The 17,539-nt window shown below is 59.9% G+C and carries 16 protein-coding genes; 3 read left to right on the top strand and 13 right to left on the bottom strand.

Annotated elements, in window-relative coordinates; translation table 11 throughout:
* Positions 1 to 47: 47 nt before the first annotated feature.
* The 13 genes from cutC to ACPW75_RS03570 form a co-directional block, all read right to left on the bottom strand.
* Complete coding sequence (cutC, locus tag ACPW75_RS03510; RefSeq protein WP_077097302.1) at positions 48 to 3,434, bottom strand: choline trimethylamine-lyase; 3,387 nt, start codon at positions 3,432 to 3,434, stop codon at positions 48 to 50.
* Between the two features lie 25 nt (positions 3,435 to 3,459).
* Positions 3,460 to 4,614 (bottom strand): 1-propanol dehydrogenase PduQ, encoded by a 1,155-nt coding sequence (locus ACPW75_RS03515; protein ID WP_077097300.1) that lies wholly within the window; start codon positions 4,612 to 4,614, stop codon positions 3,460 to 3,462.
* Positions 4,615 to 4,629: 15 nt separating this feature from the next.
* Positions 4,630 to 4,887 carry a EutN/CcmL family microcompartment protein gene (locus ACPW75_RS03520; protein WP_010634663.1) on the bottom strand — a complete coding sequence of 86 codons (258 nt, stop codon included), beginning with the start codon at positions 4,885 to 4,887 and terminating at the stop codon, positions 4,630 to 4,632.
* A 26-nt stretch (positions 4,888 to 4,913) separates the two neighbouring features.
* On the bottom strand, positions 4,914 to 6,500 hold the full coding sequence (locus ACPW75_RS03525; RefSeq protein ID WP_252411069.1) for an acetaldehyde dehydrogenase (acetylating): 1,587 nt from the start codon (positions 6,498 to 6,500) through the stop codon (positions 4,914 to 4,916).
* Positions 6,501 to 6,553: 53 nt separating this feature from the next.
* Complete coding sequence (locus ACPW75_RS03530) at positions 6,554 to 6,835, bottom strand: BMC domain-containing protein (RefSeq protein WP_017408466.1); 282 nt, start codon at positions 6,833 to 6,835, stop codon at positions 6,554 to 6,556.
* A gap of 11 nt (positions 6,836 to 6,846) precedes the next feature.
* Positions 6,847 to 7,131 (bottom strand): BMC domain-containing protein, encoded by a 285-nt coding sequence (locus ACPW75_RS03535; RefSeq protein ID WP_011705244.1) that lies wholly within the window; start codon positions 7,129 to 7,131, stop codon positions 6,847 to 6,849.
* Positions 7,132 to 7,147: 16 nt separating this feature from the next.
* Positions 7,148 to 7,426: a BMC domain-containing protein gene (locus tag ACPW75_RS03540; RefSeq protein ID WP_010634659.1), complete on the bottom strand. Its 279-nt coding sequence runs from the start codon at positions 7,424 to 7,426 to the stop codon at positions 7,148 to 7,150.
* A 113-nt stretch (positions 7,427 to 7,539) separates the two neighbouring features.
* Positions 7,540 to 8,361, bottom strand: coding sequence for an IS3 family transposase (locus tag ACPW75_RS03545; RefSeq protein WP_039026397.1), 822 nt, complete (start codon positions 8,359 to 8,361; stop codon positions 7,540 to 7,542).
* Positions 8,358 to 8,672 (bottom strand): transposase, encoded by a 315-nt coding sequence (locus ACPW75_RS03550; RefSeq protein ID WP_039026396.1) that lies wholly within the window; start codon positions 8,670 to 8,672, stop codon positions 8,358 to 8,360. The genes ACPW75_RS03545 and ACPW75_RS03550 overlap by 4 nt, the downstream gene beginning before the upstream one ends.
* Before the next feature lie 695 nt (positions 8,673 to 9,367).
* The gene (locus ACPW75_RS03555; RefSeq protein ID WP_024946440.1) at positions 9,368 to 9,883 is read right to left on the bottom strand and encodes a FidL-like protein; all 516 of its coding nucleotides are present in this window, start codon (positions 9,881 to 9,883) and stop codon (positions 9,368 to 9,370) included.
* Entirely contained in the window at positions 9,883 to 10,692 is an 810-nt protein-coding gene (locus ACPW75_RS03560) for a winged helix-turn-helix domain-containing protein (protein ID WP_077098386.1), read from the bottom strand. The genes ACPW75_RS03555 and ACPW75_RS03560 overlap by 1 nt, the downstream gene beginning before the upstream one ends.
* 21 nt (positions 10,693 to 10,713) lie before the next feature.
* On the bottom strand, positions 10,714 to 11,286 hold the full coding sequence (locus ACPW75_RS03565) for a TetR/AcrR family transcriptional regulator (protein WP_179101550.1): 573 nt from the start codon (positions 11,284 to 11,286) through the stop codon (positions 10,714 to 10,716).
* A 414-nt stretch (positions 11,287 to 11,700) separates the two neighbouring features.
* Complete coding sequence (locus ACPW75_RS03570) at positions 11,701 to 12,615, bottom strand: LysR family transcriptional regulator (protein WP_077098282.1); 915 nt, start codon at positions 12,613 to 12,615, stop codon at positions 11,701 to 11,703.
* 148 nt (positions 12,616 to 12,763) lie between these two features.
* Here ACPW75_RS03570 and fdhD point away from each other — a divergent pair, with 148 nt between their 5' ends.
* The 3 genes from fdhD to ACPW75_RS03585 all read left to right on the top strand — a co-directional run bounded on the left by fdhD (position 12,764) and on the right by ACPW75_RS03585 (position 17,538).
* A complete protein-coding gene (gene fdhD / locus ACPW75_RS03575; protein WP_179101546.1) occupies positions 12,764 to 13,570 on the top strand; it encodes a formate dehydrogenase accessory sulfurtransferase FdhD in 807 nt (268 codons plus the stop codon).
* Positions 13,557 to 15,845, top strand: coding sequence for an FdhF/YdeP family oxidoreductase (locus ACPW75_RS03580; RefSeq protein ID WP_077098278.1), 2,289 nt, complete (start codon positions 13,557 to 13,559; stop codon positions 15,843 to 15,845). Before fdhD ends, ACPW75_RS03580 begins: the two co-directional genes overlap by 14 nt.
* Positions 15,846 to 16,167: 322 nt before the next feature.
* Positions 16,168 to 17,538: a tyrosine-type recombinase/integrase gene (locus ACPW75_RS03585; protein WP_042863034.1), complete on the top strand. Its 1,371-nt coding sequence runs from the start codon at positions 16,168 to 16,170 to the stop codon at positions 17,536 to 17,538.
* Position 17,539 lies beyond the last annotated feature (1 nt).

Raw genomic sequence — 17,539 nt, forward strand, 5'->3', positions numbered from 1 at the left:
TTCCGGTTATTCTGGCGATTAAGAAAGACGGGTTATCAACGCATCGATCAGAACTTCTCAATCACGGTGCGGCTGATGATCTCGTCCTGCACCTCTTTGCACAGCTCGACGAAATAGGCGCTGTAGCCGGCGACGCGCACGATGAGGTCGCGGTACTTCTCCGGCTCCTGCTGCGCCTTTTTCAGCACTTCGTTGTCGACATAGCTGAACTGCATCTGGCCATTGCCGAGGATGGAGGCGGTACGCAGCAGGGTGATGAGGCCATGGCGTCCCTCCTGGGTATCCAGCAGCCCCTTGAGGAACTTGAAGTTATGCACCATGCCGATGTTCATGGTCTCCACGTTCATCTTGCTGACGGACTTGATGATGGCCGTCGGCCCCTGCTTGTCCGCCCCCTGGGTCGGGCTGATGCCGTCGGAGAGCGGCATCCAGGCCAGGCGTCCGTTCGGCGTGGCGTTGGTCAGCTCGCCGATGGGGGTGTTGTTGGAGATGGAGAGGGTGCCGTGGCTCAGGGTGGAGTAGAGCATCTTGTACTTGCGGCACTCTCGCTCGGTCCACTCGGTGATATCCAGCGCGTACTGGTCGACGTAGTTGTCGTCGTTGCCGTACTTGGGCGCATTGAGGCAGTCGCGGCGCAGCGCTTCGAACCCTTCGAAGTTGGCCAGCAGCGCATCGCGGATCTGTTCGAGTGTGTATCTCTGCTCCTCGAACACCAGCTTGCGGATTGCCGCCATGGAGTCGACATAGGTCGCCAGCCCCGAGAAGATGAGGCCCGGCCCGTGGTTGACCACGGCGCCACCGGCGGCGACGTCCTTGCCCTTCTCCATGCAGCCTTCCACCAGCAGTGACATCAGCGGTTTAGGCGCCACGTCGCGGTGCACGCGCTGGCTGATCACGGTGCCGATGGCCGACAGGCGAACGATGTGGGCAATCTGCTGTTTCACCGCCGCATCGAACTGCTCGAAGGTGCGCAGCTCGCGCAGGTCGCCGGTATCCAGCCCCTGATGGCTGTCGAACAGCACCATGCGTCCCCGGTTGAGCACGAACTCGATGGCGATGGGCCACTGGGTGTAACCGGTGGAGGTCCACTGATAGATGCGCCCCGACTTTTGCGGCTCGACGCAGCCCATCAGGCAGTAGTCGCGGGCGTCTTCAAAGTCGAAGCCCTTGCGCAGCATCATCTTGATGTGGGAGTCGTCAAAGTGGCAGGCCGGGAAGCCCATCCCCGCCTTCACGACGTCGACGATCTTCTCCATGTATTTCTGCGGTGACTGGTTGTGAATGCGGCAGGCCAGCGACGGTTGATAGACCTTCACGAACCGCACGGCATCCATGATGAGGTAGGTCAGATCGTTGCAGGCATCGCCGCCGCTGCGCTTCTGGCCACCCACGGTCAGGTTGATGAAGGGCTGATATCCGGCGAAGTATTTGGCCCCCAGCTCGCTCGACATCCACATCAGCTCGGCGCACTTGATGATGAAGGCCTGCATCAGCTCGAGCGCGCTTTCGTGGGTCAGGCGGCCCTCGCGGATGTCCGCTTCGAACATGGGGTAGCAGTACTGGTCGACCCGACCGAGTGACAGACCGGTCTGGTTCTCCTCGATCTCGAACAGCGACTCCACCGTCCAGATGCTCTGCAGCGCTTCTTGCAGGGTCTTGGGCGGGTTGGCCGGCACGTTCTCGTTCACCTCGGCGATGGTCAGCAGCTCGGCGCGGCGCTGGGCATCCTGTTCTTTCACGGCCAGTTCACGGGCATGGGCCGCGATGCGGCGGGCGTAGTTGACCACCCCTTCACAGGTTTCGATCGCTGCCTTGTAGTAGTAGATGCGATCGATGTCGTCCGGGTTCTCCATGCTCAGCTGGTCGAGATGGGCCTGGGCGTCGGCCTTGATGCCGTTCATCCCCTTGGTGAACAGCAGCACGTCGTAGCCCGGGCAGGTGTCGCCGCCCCCGTTGATCTGGTGGTAGGAGAGGTCGCTGACGAAGGTCTCGCCGCTGAAGGCCCAGACGCCGGCTTCCCGGTACTGCGCTTCGCAAATCTCGTCCAGCGAGCGACCTTCCCAGAACGGTACTATCTCTTCACGGATGGTTTTCTTGTCCGCCTCGCTGATTTCAAAGGGATCTTGCGGACGGGTGCTCATGGTCTCGAGTTCGTCGCGTACCCAGCGCCAGGCAATGTCCGGCGAGAAGGCGCCGGCGCGCGGCTTGCCGCACGGGTGGCCGACGATCAGCTCGTCGTTCTGGATAAGGATGGGGGCGGTTTCACAGGCGTGACGGAACGCCTTGGCCCGCAGCAAGATGGTCGGCATGCCAGGGTTGGCCTTGACGACCTCGGTAAAGGCCAGTGCCCGGTAGATGGAGACGCTGGGGCGCACGGTCAGATAGTGGTTGCGCAGGCGCTGCAGGCGTGGTGTCAGCCCCTCCATCACCGGCGTATCGGCACAGGCGGCGAACGGGGCGACAGAGACGTGCTGCACTCCGCGAAAGAGGCGAACCGGCAGCTTGAGGGCGCTCAGGTTTTGCTGGGCGCAGAGGAACATCTCGGAGAGCGGGTTGATGCTCGCCTGCTCCAGGCTGGCGCCGTGCAGCAGGGCATCAAACATGGGGTAGCCGTCGATGGCGCAGGTGGCGCGCACTTCGCTCAGCTCTGCCAGTTTGAACCACAGGCACTCGACGATCTCGTACGCCTGTTGCTCGGTCAGCGCGCCGTTGGCGATGTCGCGCTGGAAGTAGGGCAGCAGCGCCTTGTCGGCCCCTTCCGGGTTGACCGCATAGCTGCCGTTGTCGAGTTGAAGCGCCAGCTGGAACAGGTAGAACGACTGGCAGGCCTCTTTGAAGTTACGTGCCGGGTGGGCCGGTACATGGTGCAAAATGGCGGCGCTGTCGCGCAGCTCGGCCTGGCGGAACGGGTTGGTTTCGGCGGCGGCCAGGGTTTCGGCGCTGTTGGCCAGGTTCTGTGCCAGTGCCATCAGGGCATCGCAGGCGTGGATGGCGGCGCGGCAGCCGTTGACCTCGTCCATGCCGCTGCGGCTGACGGCGCTGCCCAGCGCGCGGGTTTTCTCTTCCAGCTGCTGCTTGATGGCCAGCACACCCTTCTCCACCACCAGCTTGTAGTCGGGGGAGTCGATGGCGCTGTTCAGATTCAGGAACTGGAAGGTAGACGGGCGCTGCCCGGCACTTTCATCGTGGAAAATGGCGCCGTGCGGGGTGCGGGTCTGGTTGCCGACAATCAACTCGTCGGCATTGATGGTCAGCGGCAGCTGGCGCATCAGCTCGTAAAAGCGGCGTGCCGGTTTGACGGCGGCGGGAATGCCCGCGATGTCGCCATCCAGCCCGCTCAAAATCGTGGCGTGTTCGCTGCACAGGGTGCTGGTGTGCGCCAGTAAACGTTCAGCCAGCACGTTGACGCGCGGCGTTAAGCTGTAGTGTGCCATGAGGTAGGTTCTCCAGTTCTTGTTCTTAATGGCCGGCGGCGAGAGTGCCGCACCATGCCTTGCGATAGAGTTCGGTCAATGCCCGGGCATCCGGCGCGCGCGGGTTGGTCGGAGTGCAGTTGTCGCGCAGCGCCTGGCTGACCATCTCCGCCAGCCGCTGGTCGAAATCGGCAGCGAGGAGGCCGGTATCGCCAATGCCGGCGGGCATCTTCATCTCGTCTTTGAGTGCCTGGATGGCCACCAGCAGGCTGTTGACCCCCTCGCGCGGCGTCTGGGCGGGCAGGTCCAGCAGGTGGGCCAGACGGGCATACTTGTGGGCGGCCTGGGTATCGCACTGCCCGTCGTGGTCGGCGTTCCATGCCACGACCTGCGCCATCAGGAGCGCGTTGGCACGCCCGTGCGGGACGCGGAACACGCCGCCGAGGGCATGGGCCAGGCTGTGGGTGATGCCGAGCGAGGCGTTGGTGAAGGCCATGCCCGCCATGCAAGAGGCGTTGTGCATCTTCTCCCGCGCCAGCAGATCGTGGCCGTCGCGCCAGCAGGCGGGCAGGTAGCGAAAGACCTGCTGCACCACCTTCTCCGCCAATGCGTCGGAAAAGTCGCTGGCCGCCCGGGAGACATAGGCCTCCAGCGCGTGGCACAGCACGTCCATCCCGGTGTCGGCGGTGATGGCGGGCGGTACCGATGCCACCAGCGACGGATCGAGAATGGCGATATCCGGCAGCAATGACGGGTCGACCAGCACCAGCTTCTCGCTGCGGGCCTTGACCACCGAGAAGCTGGTCACTTCCGAACCGGTGCCGCTGGTGGTCGGGATGGCCACGAAACAGGGGCGCTCGCGCCCCAGGTTCGGGCGGGTTTGCGCCAGGGCGAACATGACCGCTTTGGCTGCATCAATCACCGAACCGCCGCCGAGCGCGATCACCAGATCCGGATAGCAGCTGTCCATGAGCTTCATGCCGCGCACGACCGTGGTGATGTCCGGATCGGCCACTACATCGTCCCAGCACTGGAAAGGGATGCCGCGCTGGCGCAGGATCTGCGTCACCCGGTCGGCCAGGCCAACTTTCACCATCATCTGATCGGTGACCAGCAGCGCCTGGCGGGCGGGCACTTCAGCCAGGGCGGACAGGGCGTCCTGACCGAAGCGGATCCGGGGTTTCAGCAAAAATTCACTCATTGGGTCATTCACTCCTCAAGCGTCCCGAAACACCTTCTCGACAATGGCGACCACCGACATGGCCTTGTAGCGGTCTCTGTTGAGCGCGAGGTACTCCTCGGCCAGTACGACGTCGTGCATGCCTGCGCCGACACTGTCGACGGCGACCCAGGAGCGGTCCTTCATCGGTTGCTGCTGATCGTCCAGCTGGGTGATGAGCAGCAGATTGCTGCCACGCAGCTCATCGCACTTCTGCGTGGCGACGACATGTCCGGTTACCTTTGCGAGAATCATGGTTCTTATCGCCTTATCTCAATGGGTTACTTGCCAAGGCGCTCAAGCACCTGACGGATGACCCGCTCCACGTTCTGCTCGCTGATCTCGCCGCCGACCTCGGCGCTGGCGCCGGCAAAGCGGTCGTCGGTGCTGTGGCAGGCTGGCGCTGGGGCACTGAAGCGGGCATCGTCGAGGATGCTGCAGGGCTGGGGCGCTGCCGGGGCGGCGCAGGTGGGCTGCACTGCAACCGGCTGGATGGGGGCGCGCAACTCTTCGATGGTGCGCACGCCGTAACCCACCTTGCGGATGTTGAGCAGGTTCATCGGGCCGACGTTGTCGGAGCTGGAGCCGCCGCCGACGGCGCCGCAGCCGAGGGTCAGTGCCGGCGTGAGGTTGGTGGTGGCACCGATGCCGCCGAGGGCGGCCGGGGTGTTGATCAGGATCCGGTTGACCGGTTTTTCAAGGCTGAACTGGCGGATCACGTCCTGGTTGCGGGTATGGATCACCAGGGTGTGGCCCAGCCCTTCGTTGGTCAGCAACTCGACCACCCGATGACAGGCGGCGCGCCACTCCTCTTCCACGTAGAGGCCGAGCACCGGGCAGAGCTTTTCACGGGAGTAGGGGTTGCTGTGGGAGACGGTGGTCTGTTCTGCCACCAGCACGCGGGTGCTGGGGGGGACGCTGAAACCGGCCAGCTGGCTGAGATGGAGCGCCGTCTTGCCCACCACTTTCGGGTTGATGGTGCCGTTCGGGCGCAGCAGCAGGGCAGCCATCTTGGCGGCTTCGTCTTCGTTCATGAAGTAGGCGCCCTGGGCCGCCAGCTCGCGATGAACCTCGTCATAGATGCAGCGTTCGACGATGATCGACTGTTCGGAGGCGCAGATCACGCCGTTGTCGAAGGTCTTGCTGGTGATGATGTCCTTCACCGCTTGGTGAATGTCGGCGCTGCGCTCGATAAAGGCCGGGCCGTTGCCCGGGCCGCCGCTGATGGTCGGGGTGCCGGAGGCATAGGCCGCGCGCACCATGCCTTCGCCACCGGTTGCCAGGATCAGCGACACGTCCTTGCTGTGCATCAGCTCGGAGGTGGCCTCCAGGGTCAGCTGGGTGACACCGTCCACGATGCCCGCCGGGGCACCGGCGGCTTCGGCGGCGCGCTTGACGATTTCGATGGCTTTCCAGCTGCACTGGCGTGCGCCCGGGTGCGGCGAGAAGATGATGGCATTGCCCGCCTTGAGGGCGATCAGGGTTTTGTAGAAGATGGTGGAGGTGGGGTTGGTGGAGGGTACCAGCGCGCAGATCACGCCCAGCGGCACGCCCACATCCATCACTTTTTTCACCTGATCGTCATGAATGATCCCGACGGTCTTCATCTCTTTGATGGCATCGTAAACGTGCAGCGAAGCGAACCGGTTTTTCAGCACCTTGTCCTGCCAGTTGCCAAAACCGGTCTCTTCTGCGGCCATTTTCGCCAGCGTTTCGGCATGGCGCGCGGCTTCTTCGGCCACGTTCTTCACGATGGCGTCGATTTTCTGCTGCGAAAAGGTGGCCATAATCACCTGCGCCTGTTTGGCGTTGCGCACCAGTTCTCTCGCGTTCTGGCGGGAGAGCAAATCGGTATCGAGTTCAATCATGAATCTATCCTTCATCAGACTAAAAAAGTGCGGGCGGGGCGTGCCCTCTCAGGTCATGCCTTGTGCTGCGCCGCGATTTTTTCGATGTCGTTGTGCGGGCGGGCGATGACGCGAGAGGTCACCACTTCGCCAATGCGTTTCGCCGCTTCCACACCGGAATCCACCGCCGCATTGACCGCGCCGACGTCGCCTTTCACCATGGCGGTGACCAGGCCAGAACCGACGTTCTCATAGCCGATCAGCTCGACGTTGGCGGCCTTGCACATGGCATCTGCCGCTTCGATGCAGGCCACCAGGCCTTTGGTCTCAATCAGACCAAGCGCTTCTTTCATCATGTTCTCTCCCGTTATTCGGCAATTTTGTAGTGGGCGACAATCTTGCTGATGTCGTTGTGCGGGCGGGCGATGACCAGCGAGGTCACCACTTCACCGATGCGCTGTGCGGATTCCACGCCGGAGTCCACCGCGGCTTTCACGGCCCCTACGTCGCCTTTCACCATGGCGGTGACCAAGCCAGAGCCGACGTTCTCATAGCCGATCAGCTCAACGTTGGCGGCTTTGCACATGGCATCCGCCGCTTCAATGCAGGCCACCAGGCCCTTGGTTTCAATCAAACCCAATGCATCACCCATTTGCGATCTCCCGGCCTCAAGCCTTGTGTTTAATGACGATTTTGTTGATGTCGTTGTGCGGACGGGCGATGACCAGCGAGGTCACCACTTCACCGATGCGCTGTGCCGACTCCACGCCGGAATCCACCGCCGCTTTCACCGCGCCGACATCCCCCTTCACCATGACGGTGACCAGGCCGGAGCCGATGTTTTCATAGCTGATCAGCTCCACGTTGGCGGATTTGCACATGGCATCCGCGGCTTCAATGCAGGCCACCAGACCTTTGGTTTCGATAAGCCCCAATGCATCACCCATGGTGATCTCCTCAGAACAGATTGTGTGGTGTGGTTAAGGAACCCCGTCCGTGTTACGGCGTTGAGCCACGGTTGCGGCGTTCAATCTGTAATGACCCAGCCGTTCCTGCACAACTAAGCGGCTTCGGCATAGGCCTGCGCCGGTGTTTTCATCTTTAGCGCCTGGTGAGGACGCTTCTGGTTGTAAAACTGGATCCAGTCGCCAATCACCCGACTGGCATGCTGCAAGGTCTCGAACCTCTGCCGATGGGCACACTGCTCCTTGAGCGTTCTGATCACCCGCTCGACCATGCCGTTTTGTTCCGGCGTGTACGGCGTGATGAACTCCTGCTGCAACCCATAGCTCTTCACCAGTGCTGTGTAGTTGCGGCTGGTAAACACCAACCCATTGTCGCTACGTAACAAAAACGGCGATGCAACTCGTCCCAAGCTGCCGAAGCGAGCAATTAAGGCTTGCTCCAGCGCTGCCTCGGCCGTTTTCGATTTACCACTGCGCGAGAGATGCCATCCCAGTAGTTCACGGGTATGGCAATCAATCACCAGCGCCAAGGAACACCAGCCATCGCGACCAGCCCAGATCCGGCATAGGTCCGTCGCCCAGCGTTGGTTGGGCGCTGAGGCCACCGAAGGCAGGGCCTGGATCCGGGGGCGAAACCCAACCGGACGCTTGCGAACTTGCCAGCCCTTGAGCTGGAAGATGCGCTGTACCGTGTTCTTGTTGAACCCCAACAGGGCTGCAACCGTCCGGTAACCGAACGATGGGTTCTCCTCAATCATGTTTTTGATCGGGGTGACCAGATGCTCCTGAAGCTTGGGCGCGGCCTTGACGCTGCGGTAGTACCAACTACGACGCGGCAGGCCAAACCAGCGGCAGAGCTTGCTGACGGAGACATCAATACCTTCTGCGCGTAATCCCTGCTGAACATCGGCGACTATCTGTCGTCCTCGCCCAGCAGGGAGGCCAGCTTTTTTCTGGCGCGTAACTCCAGCATGGCCTCGCCATAAGCTTCCTGGAGTTCCTTGAGCTGCTTCTCGTACTGCTCGCGAATATCCAGTGGCTTGGCCCGTAAGGCGTTTTCCATGCCCCGTTTGGCGTCATCTACCCATTCTTCAATCTCGGAGGGCGGCAAATCAAAGGCTCGAGCCGCTTCGGCGACGGTGGTCTTGCCCTGAATGATTTCCATGACCAAGGCGGACTTGCGCTTGGCCGTCCAACGTTTGATTTCTTCGTCCATCGTGATGCTCATGTCTGTGATCTCCACTCATTATGACCTGAGCAGGATTTCAGTGGGTCATTACAAATCGCCACTATAGGTACTGGCGGCATTTGTGGAATTTGAATCTGTAAAACTGAGATATTTAGTTTGTTGTTCTGAATTTATGATTTCTATAAGCCTTATTTATCTATTTATGCTGCAACCACGAGGCTGTTTTCGTCTTGCATAAGGCTGAATTCAGGCCCGGGAAAAGATCGTTGGTCGATGTTAATGAGTTGTTGGTTGATGGGGGCCGAGAGGTAATTTGGCCGGCTGTTAACTGTGGCGGAGCTCATGTTTTGTCGGCGAGGCTAAATGTAAAAAGTGAGCCGGGTGTGACGGGAAGAAGAGATAAGGGTGGTGATGGCGGGTCAGACGGGATGAGGCTGCATTGAGAGCGGGGTGTGAGTGATGTGGATGCCGGCGCGAGGGGGGATGGGGCGGGCTGGAAAAGTTGCGGGTGCCGGTCCTGCCTGGTGATGCGCAAGGGGCGTCTTGTCGGTACGGATGTGCAGTCGGGGGAAGGGGTGGCAGGCAATCACCACGGCATTGCCTTCAGGACAAACAGGCGGACAGGCCGCATGAGGGCAAAGTTATCAGGGGCTTGCGCGAGTCAGCTTGTGGGGGCAGGGCGATACGTGCGCGTCATCGACGCTTGGGCCGGGGTATCCGCCGTATTGCCGGGACTAGTTCAGTTCGCTACCGGATTTGAGGGTGCAGATCCAGAGCGGCGAGTTGATGGAGCTCAGCAGTATGGCCTGCTGATTGAGCCGCTGGGCACTCAGAAACAGCCCATCGTGACTGTCGGACATCTCGCGCATGAAGTAGTCGAAGATGACGTCCGGCGATTGATCGATGGAGGAGGCGCTCGCTTCCCATTTGTTGATGCGGTACTGACGCTCGGTGGCGGAGACCCGGTTGCTGCTGTAGGTAAACGTGACGTAGCGCTGGAGGTAGAGCCAGCCTGCGGCCGAATCGGTATAGCCTTCAACCACCATGGAGCCTTTCCCTTGGCGGCCGAAATTGAAGTGGATGTTGCCGTTGACGTTCTCTTTGTGCATGTCCTCAAAGCGCATGATGCCTTTGGTGGCGCAGCTCATGACGCCATCATTTTCGCTGGGCAGTTGGTAGCAGGCATAGAGTGCCGCGGCGAGGAACAGGGTGCAGGAGAAGAGAAAGAAGGGACGCGGCGCAAGTCTCATCACGGCTTCCAGGAGTAGTAGAAATAGTTGTCGCAATAGCTGAACGGGTTGTCTTCATGCATGGCGCAGTGGGCCAGAAATACCCGGCCCAGGCCGTTGGTTTCCAGTCTGTCCCCGTAGAAAAACAAAAAACGCTCGCCCGGTTTGCAGCTGATGTTCAAACGCTGGCGCACCTGTTCGAAATGCTCACCATAGGTCGTGGCGCTGACCGAGCGCAGCATCTCGTCGCTGGCCAGCAATTCGCACTGGCTGTTGGGGATCCCAGTCAGGGTGACGGGGCGCGGCTCACGGCCATTCAACAGACCAAATGCCAGCAGCATGAGGGCAAACGCGAGCATGCAGCCCCCCGCGATGTACCAGCAGATGCCGCGTGAACGGGGGGTGAGGGGAAGTGGCCATTCGGCAGGGTCGAATGCCGGCTCGGCGGCGGCCACCGTGGAGGGCGAAGGCACTATTTCAATGGCCGGTGCAGGCGCATTTTCAATAGGCTCGATGATGACCTCAGGATTGAGCTGCAAATAACCGCGCGACACCGTGATGATGATATTGTCGATATCGTAGTGGCGAAAAGCCTTGCGCAATATGCTCAGGTATTGGTTGAGGTTGCTGTTCGATGAGGTTAATCCGTTATCGTCCCAGACTTTTTTAAGCACCTCTTCGCGGCTGACAATTCCGGTATTTCGCAAGAAAAAATAAAACAGCGCATTGGCGGTGATGGATAATTGGCTGTCCGGCTCAACGCTTTCCCGCTGAGTCAGGGAACCATCGGTCGCGTCATAAATGAAGCGGGCATTGATGTGGTAGCGCATCTCGGCCTCAATCCATCAGCTTCACGTGGGGAGTGTCATATTATGCAGGGTCTTGACCAGCGCCTGACGGTGCTCGGTGCTCATGGTGCGCCCTTCGGTCAATTCCGATAGCCAGATGCCGTCTGCGGCATAACGTACCAGGGTGCCGGTATGGCCATTATCCAGATCATCCCCTTGTGCCAGATGCGCCAGCATCCAGTCACGCCAGCATTGTCGCAGCACCGGCTCATCCGGCATGGCCAGCGAGAGCACCATCAGCTGGCGGCTCTCCTGGGTGTCCGTCAATTCAGGAGCAGAGAGATAGTGCAGGTAAGCACGGGTAAAGCGGCCGTAGGCGGTCTTGTCTGCCGCCATCAGCGCTGAGATGGCCTCTTCCATGATGGCCAGCAGACGCGCAAACAGGGCAAAGATCAGCGCCTGCTTGTTGGGGAAGTGGTGCAGCAAGCCCCCCTTGCTCACCCCGGCCTCATAGGCGACGGCGTTCAAGGACAGGGCGGCGATACCATCCCGGCCGGCGATGGTGGCGGCCGACTCCAGCAGTTGTCGATAAAGACGTACAGGGTCTTTTTTTCTATGTTGGGTTTCGATGTTCATGGCCCAATCATACCGACCAGACGGTATGTTCATTCTTGATCGCCATCAATATGAGGAAATGGGGAACGGGAGGAAAAGTCGTTATTGTGTGGTGCTTCACAAATAACCTTTAAATAAAGATGAAAGCGTCGCTTTAAATATTTAAATTGGATTTGCTTGAGAACTTGATTTGTCGGTGAATCACGACTTTTTTATCTCCTGGTTAAAGTCGTTCTCAATGAAGAATAACTATTTAAAGGAGTCGGAATAGGGATTAAGCTGTCATTTACTTACCTCATTGCAGCAATCATTTTCCTGAGTGTTTATCTCTTCTATTTAACCACGGCGCGATTGTTTTCAGTGGTAAGGTATATATTTCTGCCACCTTTGGCCATGGCAGAAATATAAAAAAGCAGTGTGTTTGTTGGCGTCACCTTATTTTTCAAGAGGGGCGTCTGCCTCTTGCACCAGTTCGAGGAAGGCGCGCATGGCGGGGGTGATGCTGTGCTGGCGGGTGATGAAGGCGGTATGGCCGATGTCGCGTTGCGGCGCCAGCGGCAGGCAGAGCAGATCCGAGAGCTTGCTGGCGGATCGGGCGAGGCCGGCACTGACGATGGCCCAGCCCAGCCGGTGGCGCACGGCGCTCACCAGGTGAAACAGGGAATCGGTTTCCAGCACCACGTCAAGCCGGATGCCGGCCCGCTCGGCGGCGCGGTCCAGATACTTGCGAAACTGCATGGTGCGGCTGGGCAGTACCAGCGGCCGCTGCTGCAGTGCGGTCAGGGTCAGCTCGTTGCCGGGGAGGTGCTGATCCGCCTCGTCGCGGTTCATCAGCACCGCCATCTGGTTGTTGCCCTGGGGATAGAGGTGGAAGGTCTGTCTGGCGGCACCGGTGAGCGGCTCGTCAAACCCCAGCCCGATATCGCACTGGTGCAGCTCCAGCTGTGACAGCAGGGCTTCGTTGCTGAGCACCGAGAGACGGATGACGATGTCGGGGTAGCGCTGCTTGCAGCGGGCGATGAGCGGCATGATGTCGACATTGGACTGGGGCACGATACCGATGCGCAAGGTGCCGGAGAGCTCGCCATGAAACAGTGCCAGCTCCTGCTTGAGCGCCTCCTGCTCCAGCAGCATCCGCTCGGCATACTGGCGCACCAGCTCGCCCGCTTCGGTGAGGGCGACAAACTGGCTGGTACGCACCACCAGATCGGTGCCGAGGTTCTTCTCCAGCGCCGTGATGCTGGCTGAGAGGGTCGGCTGGGTGATGTGGCAGGCCTTGGCCGCTCTGGCAAAATGCTGGTGTTTGGCCAGTTCGTGGAAATAGTGCAGCTGCTTGATGTTCATGATCATTCGGGAGGAGAGGATGAATCTAAAAATTAATCAATTGAAAAAACGCCGTCAATAGAACAACTCTATTGCCATATAGATTTATTTCATTGGTTTTGCGTCTGCCGCCTCTCTAAACTTGAATGCAGTTTGCATTTTTAGGCCAACCTGCATGCCTGCCTACACGCCCGTCGACATCCCCGTCAATTTGCCTGCCTCGCCTTCACTGGATCATCTGGTGGAGGAGGTAGCCGTCGCCATCAACATCAATGGCATCAACCATGCGGTGATGATGGTGACCCCGGACGATCTCGACGACTTTGCCGTCGGCTTTCTGTTTGGCGAGGGGATCATCCGGCACAACCACGAGGTCCACGACATCCAGATTGGGCCGGCCGAGCAGGGGATGGTGCTGGATGTGACCATCGCCAACCGCTCCCTGGCCGCTCTGACCCAGCACAAGCGCCGGCTGACCGGGGCGACCGGTTGCGGCATCTGCGGTGTGGCGGCGGTGGAGCAGGCGCTGCCCGCACTATCGGTGTTGCCGCTGACGCCGCCGCTGGATGGGGCCTTGCTGGCGGGGCTGCGCCCGCAGATCGCCCAGTGGCAGCTCAAGGGACAGCAGCATGGCGCCCTGCATGCGGCGCTGGCGCTGGATGCCGAGGGGCGGATCCTGCACTGCCGGGAAGATATCGGGCGCCACAATGCCCTCGACAAGCTGATCGGCCTGCTGCTGCGTCGGCACAGTGCGTGCGACACCCTAGTAGTGACCAGCCGCTGCGGCAGCGAGCTGGTGCAAAAAGCCGCCCGCTTTGGTGCCCGTCACCTCATCTGTCTGGCATCGCCCAGCCAGCTGGCGATCAGGCTGGCCCTCAAATACAACCTCAACGTCGTTCATATTCCCAAGTTTGATGCCCCGGTCAGCTATTCGAGCTATCGCCCGGCGGATCCCATCGGAGAGTGCCATGAGTCATATTGAAAAGCCCGCCAAAGCCGGCGGTTTTTCGTCCCTGCAATCCACCATGAAACAGGTGCTGCGCAGCCAGAAGACCCGTCAGAACATCAAGAACCTGCTGCGGGTCAACCAGACCGACGGCTTCGACTGCCCGGGCTGTGCCTGGGGTGACAACGACCACGGCACTTTCCAGTTTTGTGAAAACGGCGCCAAGGCGGTGGCCTGGGAGTCCACCGGCAAGACGGTGGGGGCCGAGTTCTTCGCCGCCCACTCGGTGCGCCAGCTGGCCACCCAGAGCGACTACTGGCTCGAGTATCAGGGGCGGCTGACCGAGCCGATGCGCTACAACCAGGCGACCGATCACTACGAGCCGGTAAGCTGGGACGATGCCTTCGCCCTGATTGCCGACACCCTCAAGGGGCTGAATAGCCCGGACGAGGTGGAGTTCTACACCTCGGGGCGTGCCAGCAACGAGGCCTCCTATCTTTATCAGCTGTTTGGCCGCCTGTTTGGCACCAACAACTTCCCCGACTGCTCCAACATGTGCCACGAGGCGAGCGGGGTGGCGCTGATCCAGTCGGTCGGCATCGGCAAGGGGACTGTGGTGCTGGATGACTTCGATCAGGCCGATGCGGTGTTCGTCTATGGCCAGAATCCGGGTACCAACCATCCGCGCATGATGAATGCCCTGCGCCAGGCGGCGCGCGGCGGCTGCAAGATCGTCAGCTTCAACAACTTGAAAGAGGTGGCCCTTGAGCGCTTCGCCAGCCCGCAGAGCCCGCTCGAGCTGCTGACCCCGGCGGCCACCACCATCAGCCACCAGTACCTGACGCCGAAACTGGGTGGCGACATGGCCGCCATCCGTGGCATGGCCAAGTACATCTTGGAAGAGGCGCCAGAGGCGGTGGATCGCGACTTCATCGCCCGCCACACCCGCCACTTTGCCGAGTACGAGGCGCAGGTGCGTGCCACCGACTGGGCGGCAATCGAGCAGCAGTCCGGCCTGACTCGCGCCGAGATCGTGCAGGCCGCCCGGGTGTTTGCCGCCAGCCAGAGCATCATCAGCTGCTGGGCCATGGGGGTCACCCAGCATCTACACTCGGTCGATACCATTCGTGAAATCGTCAACCTGCACCTGATGCGCGGCCAGATTGGCAAGCCGGGGGCGGGGCTCTGTCCGGTACGGGGCCACAGCAATGTGCAGGGCAACCGCACCATGGGGATCAACGAAAAGCCGACCGCCGCCTTTATCGACCGGCTTGAGCGTCACCTGCAGGTGAACCTGCCACGGGCTCGTGGTCACAATGTTTACGAAGCGCTCAAGGCGCTGGACGAGGGCAAGAGCAAGGTGCTCATCTGCCTGGGTGGCAACCTGGCGGCAGCGGCGCCCGATACCGACTTCACCTACGGGGCGATGAAAAAAGCCGGGCTCAATGTGCAGATAAGCACCAAGCTCAACCGCAGTCATCTGCAGGTGGGCAAGGCGGCGCTGATCCTGCCCTGCCTCGGCCGCACCGAGCTCGATATCCAGCGCAGCGGCAACCAGAAGATCACGGTGGAGGACACCTTCAGCATGGTGCACGCCTCGACCGGCGCGGCCGAGCCGGTGTCGCCGCTCTGCCTCTCCGAGACTGATATAGTCGCGCGGATGGCTCATGCCACCGTGGGCAGCGAGCGGGTCGACTGGCTGGCCCTGCGCGATGACTATGGCCGTATCCGCGATCTCATCGAGCAGACCATCGCCGGTTTTGCCGATTTCAATGCCCGCATCCAGCAACCGTGCGGTTTTCATCTCGATAACTCCGCGGCGCTGCTGACTTGGAATACCGCCAGCGGCAGTGCCGAGTTTCGTGCCAGCACCCTGCCGCAATCAGTGTTGCCGGAGTGTACCCGCCATGCCGAGCAGATGGTGGATCAGCCAGTGTTGCTGCTGCAGAGCCTGCGCTCTCACGATCAGTACAACACCACCATCTACGGCATGGATGACCGCTATCGCGGCATCAAGGGCCAGCGCAACGTGGTGTTCATGAACGAGGCCGATGCTCGCCAGCTTGGCTTTGCCGAAGGGGATCGGGTCGACATGGCGGCCATCTGCAACGATGGGCGCGAGCGCTGCGTGACCGGTTTTGTGGTGGTGATCTACCAGATCCCGCGTGGCAACATCGCGGCCTACTATCCGGAGACCAACCCGCTAGTGCCCATCGACAGCATAGGGGCGGGCTCGTTTACCCCGACCTCCAAGTCCATCCCGGTGCTGGTGACCGCCTCCCGTCAACAGGACAATCTGTTGCTGCTATGAGCTGAGAGGTTTGCAGGCTTGAGCCGGTTCAAGCCTGCCAGCCCTCTGCTGCAGAGCCCGGACATCCTATAAACAACAACGCCGCATAAGACATGCGGCGTTGTTGTTTGCGTGATTGGTGCCGGTAAGAGGAGTCGAACCCCCGACCTTCGCATTACGAAGTCCATAATCTGGCGTCCAATACTGTCGAATAAAGTCCAAGGGTGTTTTGTTAAGTATTTGATATTTCGTGCTTTATTTGTTTTCTGCATCCAGCGTTGTCCAATGGTGTCTACCTCTATACAATGCTTTTTAAGTACGCGAGCAAGTACGCGAGAATGGCATGATCAAGACTGATAGAGAGTGTAGTGCCCTGACCCCTTCCGAAGGAAAGCAAAGGGTGGTGATGACGGTCTCCAGCGGTGGCAATAAGGGGCTCAGTTTGGAGGCGAGAGCCGGAGCTGCGTCAAAAAGCTGGTTGTATCGCTTCTACATTGCACAGAAGCAGCACAAAATGACCCTCGGTAGTTACCCATCGATGGGATTAGCGCAAGCCAGAGAGGCACACGCTCAAGCTTCGCTTCTGGTCAAACAGGGCATCGACCCTCGCCAGGTAGTGGCAGATGCCAAAAAGAAGAACGAGCAAATGCTCACGTTGGATGAGTTGTTCAAACAATGGCTAACTCACAAATCCACGGTCAAACGCCGCAATGGCGTCCAGACCGAGATCAGTCCGAGAACGGCATCCGATTATCGTCGTATCTACCAAGTTCATTTGGAAAAAGACCTTGGTAAACAGCGTGTCTGCGATATCTCCATGGCTGTCTTACATCGTCATTACCAGAAACTCCAGAGAGTGAGTCTCGAAGGTTTGCGTAAAGCGATGGGGATCATGAACCAGGTGATGGAGGAGGCCATGCGGCGGCAGTTGGTGGAGATAAGCCCAACGCTGGCGCTTAAGCCCAAAATTTATAATGCAACCCCTAATCCGCCACGAGAGCGCTGGCTGCCAGTTGGAGAGCTACGAGCCCTGTGGTTGGCTCTGGAGGAGGGCGTGACAGGCGGTGGTGCTCTGGCGAGCGGAGGACGCGGTATTGCCGCCAGCACGGTGCTTTCTGGTAGTGTTGCCAATGCTATCAAGATGATTATCCTGACTGCCGTTAGGCGCGGTGAAGTGATATCGATGCAATGGGCGCATCTGGATGGCGATCGCTGGACGATCCCCGAAACCAAGAGCGGGCGTCCCCATGTTGTCACGCTGTCACCATTGGCTCAGACCATCATTGAAGAGCAAAGAATGGTTTGTTCGCTAGTCAGCCCCTATGTCTTCGAATCGAACACAAAGCTCGGTCACGCCATCACTGGCGATGCGTTGATGCGTGCGCTTGATCGGTTACAAAAGCGCAAGATGGGTGAATTTGAATCCTTCAGTGTGCATGACCTTCGCCGCAGCGTTGCTAACTGCTGTGGTATCGAACTGGGTGCTGGGCCGCTAGAGATCGAGCACATGCTCAACCATCAAATCAGCGACAAGCTGTTACGTACCTATCAGGCTGGGGCGCTGCGTAATCCAGAGAAGTTACGAGCGCTGTTTTTGCGTTGGGGGGAGTATGTTCACCAACATATCGCGCGGCCAGAGTCGGTCGTTCAAACCGAGGTCGTGGGTAACGTGATTCAAGGTTGCTTTGGTAAACGGCAATGGTTCATCAAATGAA

The sequence above is a fragment of the Aeromonas sp. FL131 genome, assembly GCF_049860615.1.
GTDB classification, from domain to species: Bacteria; Pseudomonadota; Gammaproteobacteria; order Enterobacterales; family Aeromonadaceae; genus Aeromonas; species Aeromonas hydrophila.

Excerpts from the sequence above, each read along its gene's own strand:
- ACPW75_RS03570 (WP_077098282.1), bottom strand. The coding sequence starts at position 12,615 with ATGATCATGAACATCAAGCAGCTGCACTATTTCCACGAACTGGCCAAA.
- fdhD (WP_179101546.1), top strand. The coding sequence starts at position 12,764 with ATGCCTGCCTACACGCCCGTCGACATCCCCGTCAATTTGCCTGCCTCG.
- cutC (WP_077097302.1), bottom strand. The coding sequence starts at position 3,434 with ATGGCACACTACAGCTTAACGCCGCGCGTCAACGTGCTGGCTGAACGT.
- ACPW75_RS03565 (WP_179101550.1), bottom strand. The coding sequence starts at position 11,286 with ATGAACATCGAAACCCAACATAGAAAAAAAGACCCTGTACGTCTTTAT.
- ACPW75_RS03550 (WP_039026396.1), bottom strand. The coding sequence starts at position 8,672 with ATGAGCATCACGATGGACGAAGAAATCAAACGTTGGACGGCCAAGCGC.
- ACPW75_RS03585 (WP_042863034.1), top strand. The coding sequence starts at position 16,168 with ATGATCAAGACTGATAGAGAGTGTAGTGCCCTGACCCCTTCCGAAGGA.
- ACPW75_RS03530 (WP_017408466.1), bottom strand. The coding sequence starts at position 6,835 with ATGATGAAAGAAGCGCTTGGTCTGATTGAGACCAAAGGCCTGGTGGCC.
- ACPW75_RS03540 (WP_010634659.1), bottom strand. The coding sequence starts at position 7,426 with ATGGGTGATGCATTGGGGCTTATCGAAACCAAAGGTCTGGTGGCCTGC.
- ACPW75_RS03535 (WP_011705244.1), bottom strand. The coding sequence starts at position 7,131 with ATGGGTGATGCATTGGGTTTGATTGAAACCAAGGGCCTGGTGGCCTGC.
- ACPW75_RS03555 (WP_024946440.1), bottom strand. The coding sequence starts at position 9,883 with ATGAGACTTGCGCCGCGTCCCTTCTTTCTCTTCTCCTGCACCCTGTTC.
- ACPW75_RS03515 (WP_077097300.1), bottom strand. The coding sequence starts at position 4,614 with ATGAGTGAATTTTTGCTGAAACCCCGGATCCGCTTCGGTCAGGACGCC.
- ACPW75_RS03525 (WP_252411069.1), bottom strand. The coding sequence starts at position 6,500 with ATGATTGAACTCGATACCGATTTGCTCTCCCGCCAGAACGCGAGAGAA.
- ACPW75_RS03560 (WP_077098386.1), bottom strand. The coding sequence starts at position 10,692 with ATGCGCTACCACATCAATGCCCGCTTCATTTATGACGCGACCGATGGT.
- ACPW75_RS03580 (WP_077098278.1), top strand. The coding sequence starts at position 13,557 with ATGAGTCATATTGAAAAGCCCGCCAAAGCCGGCGGTTTTTCGTCCCTG.
- ACPW75_RS03520 (WP_010634663.1), bottom strand. The coding sequence starts at position 4,887 with ATGATTCTCGCAAAGGTAACCGGACATGTCGTCGCCACGCAGAAGTGC.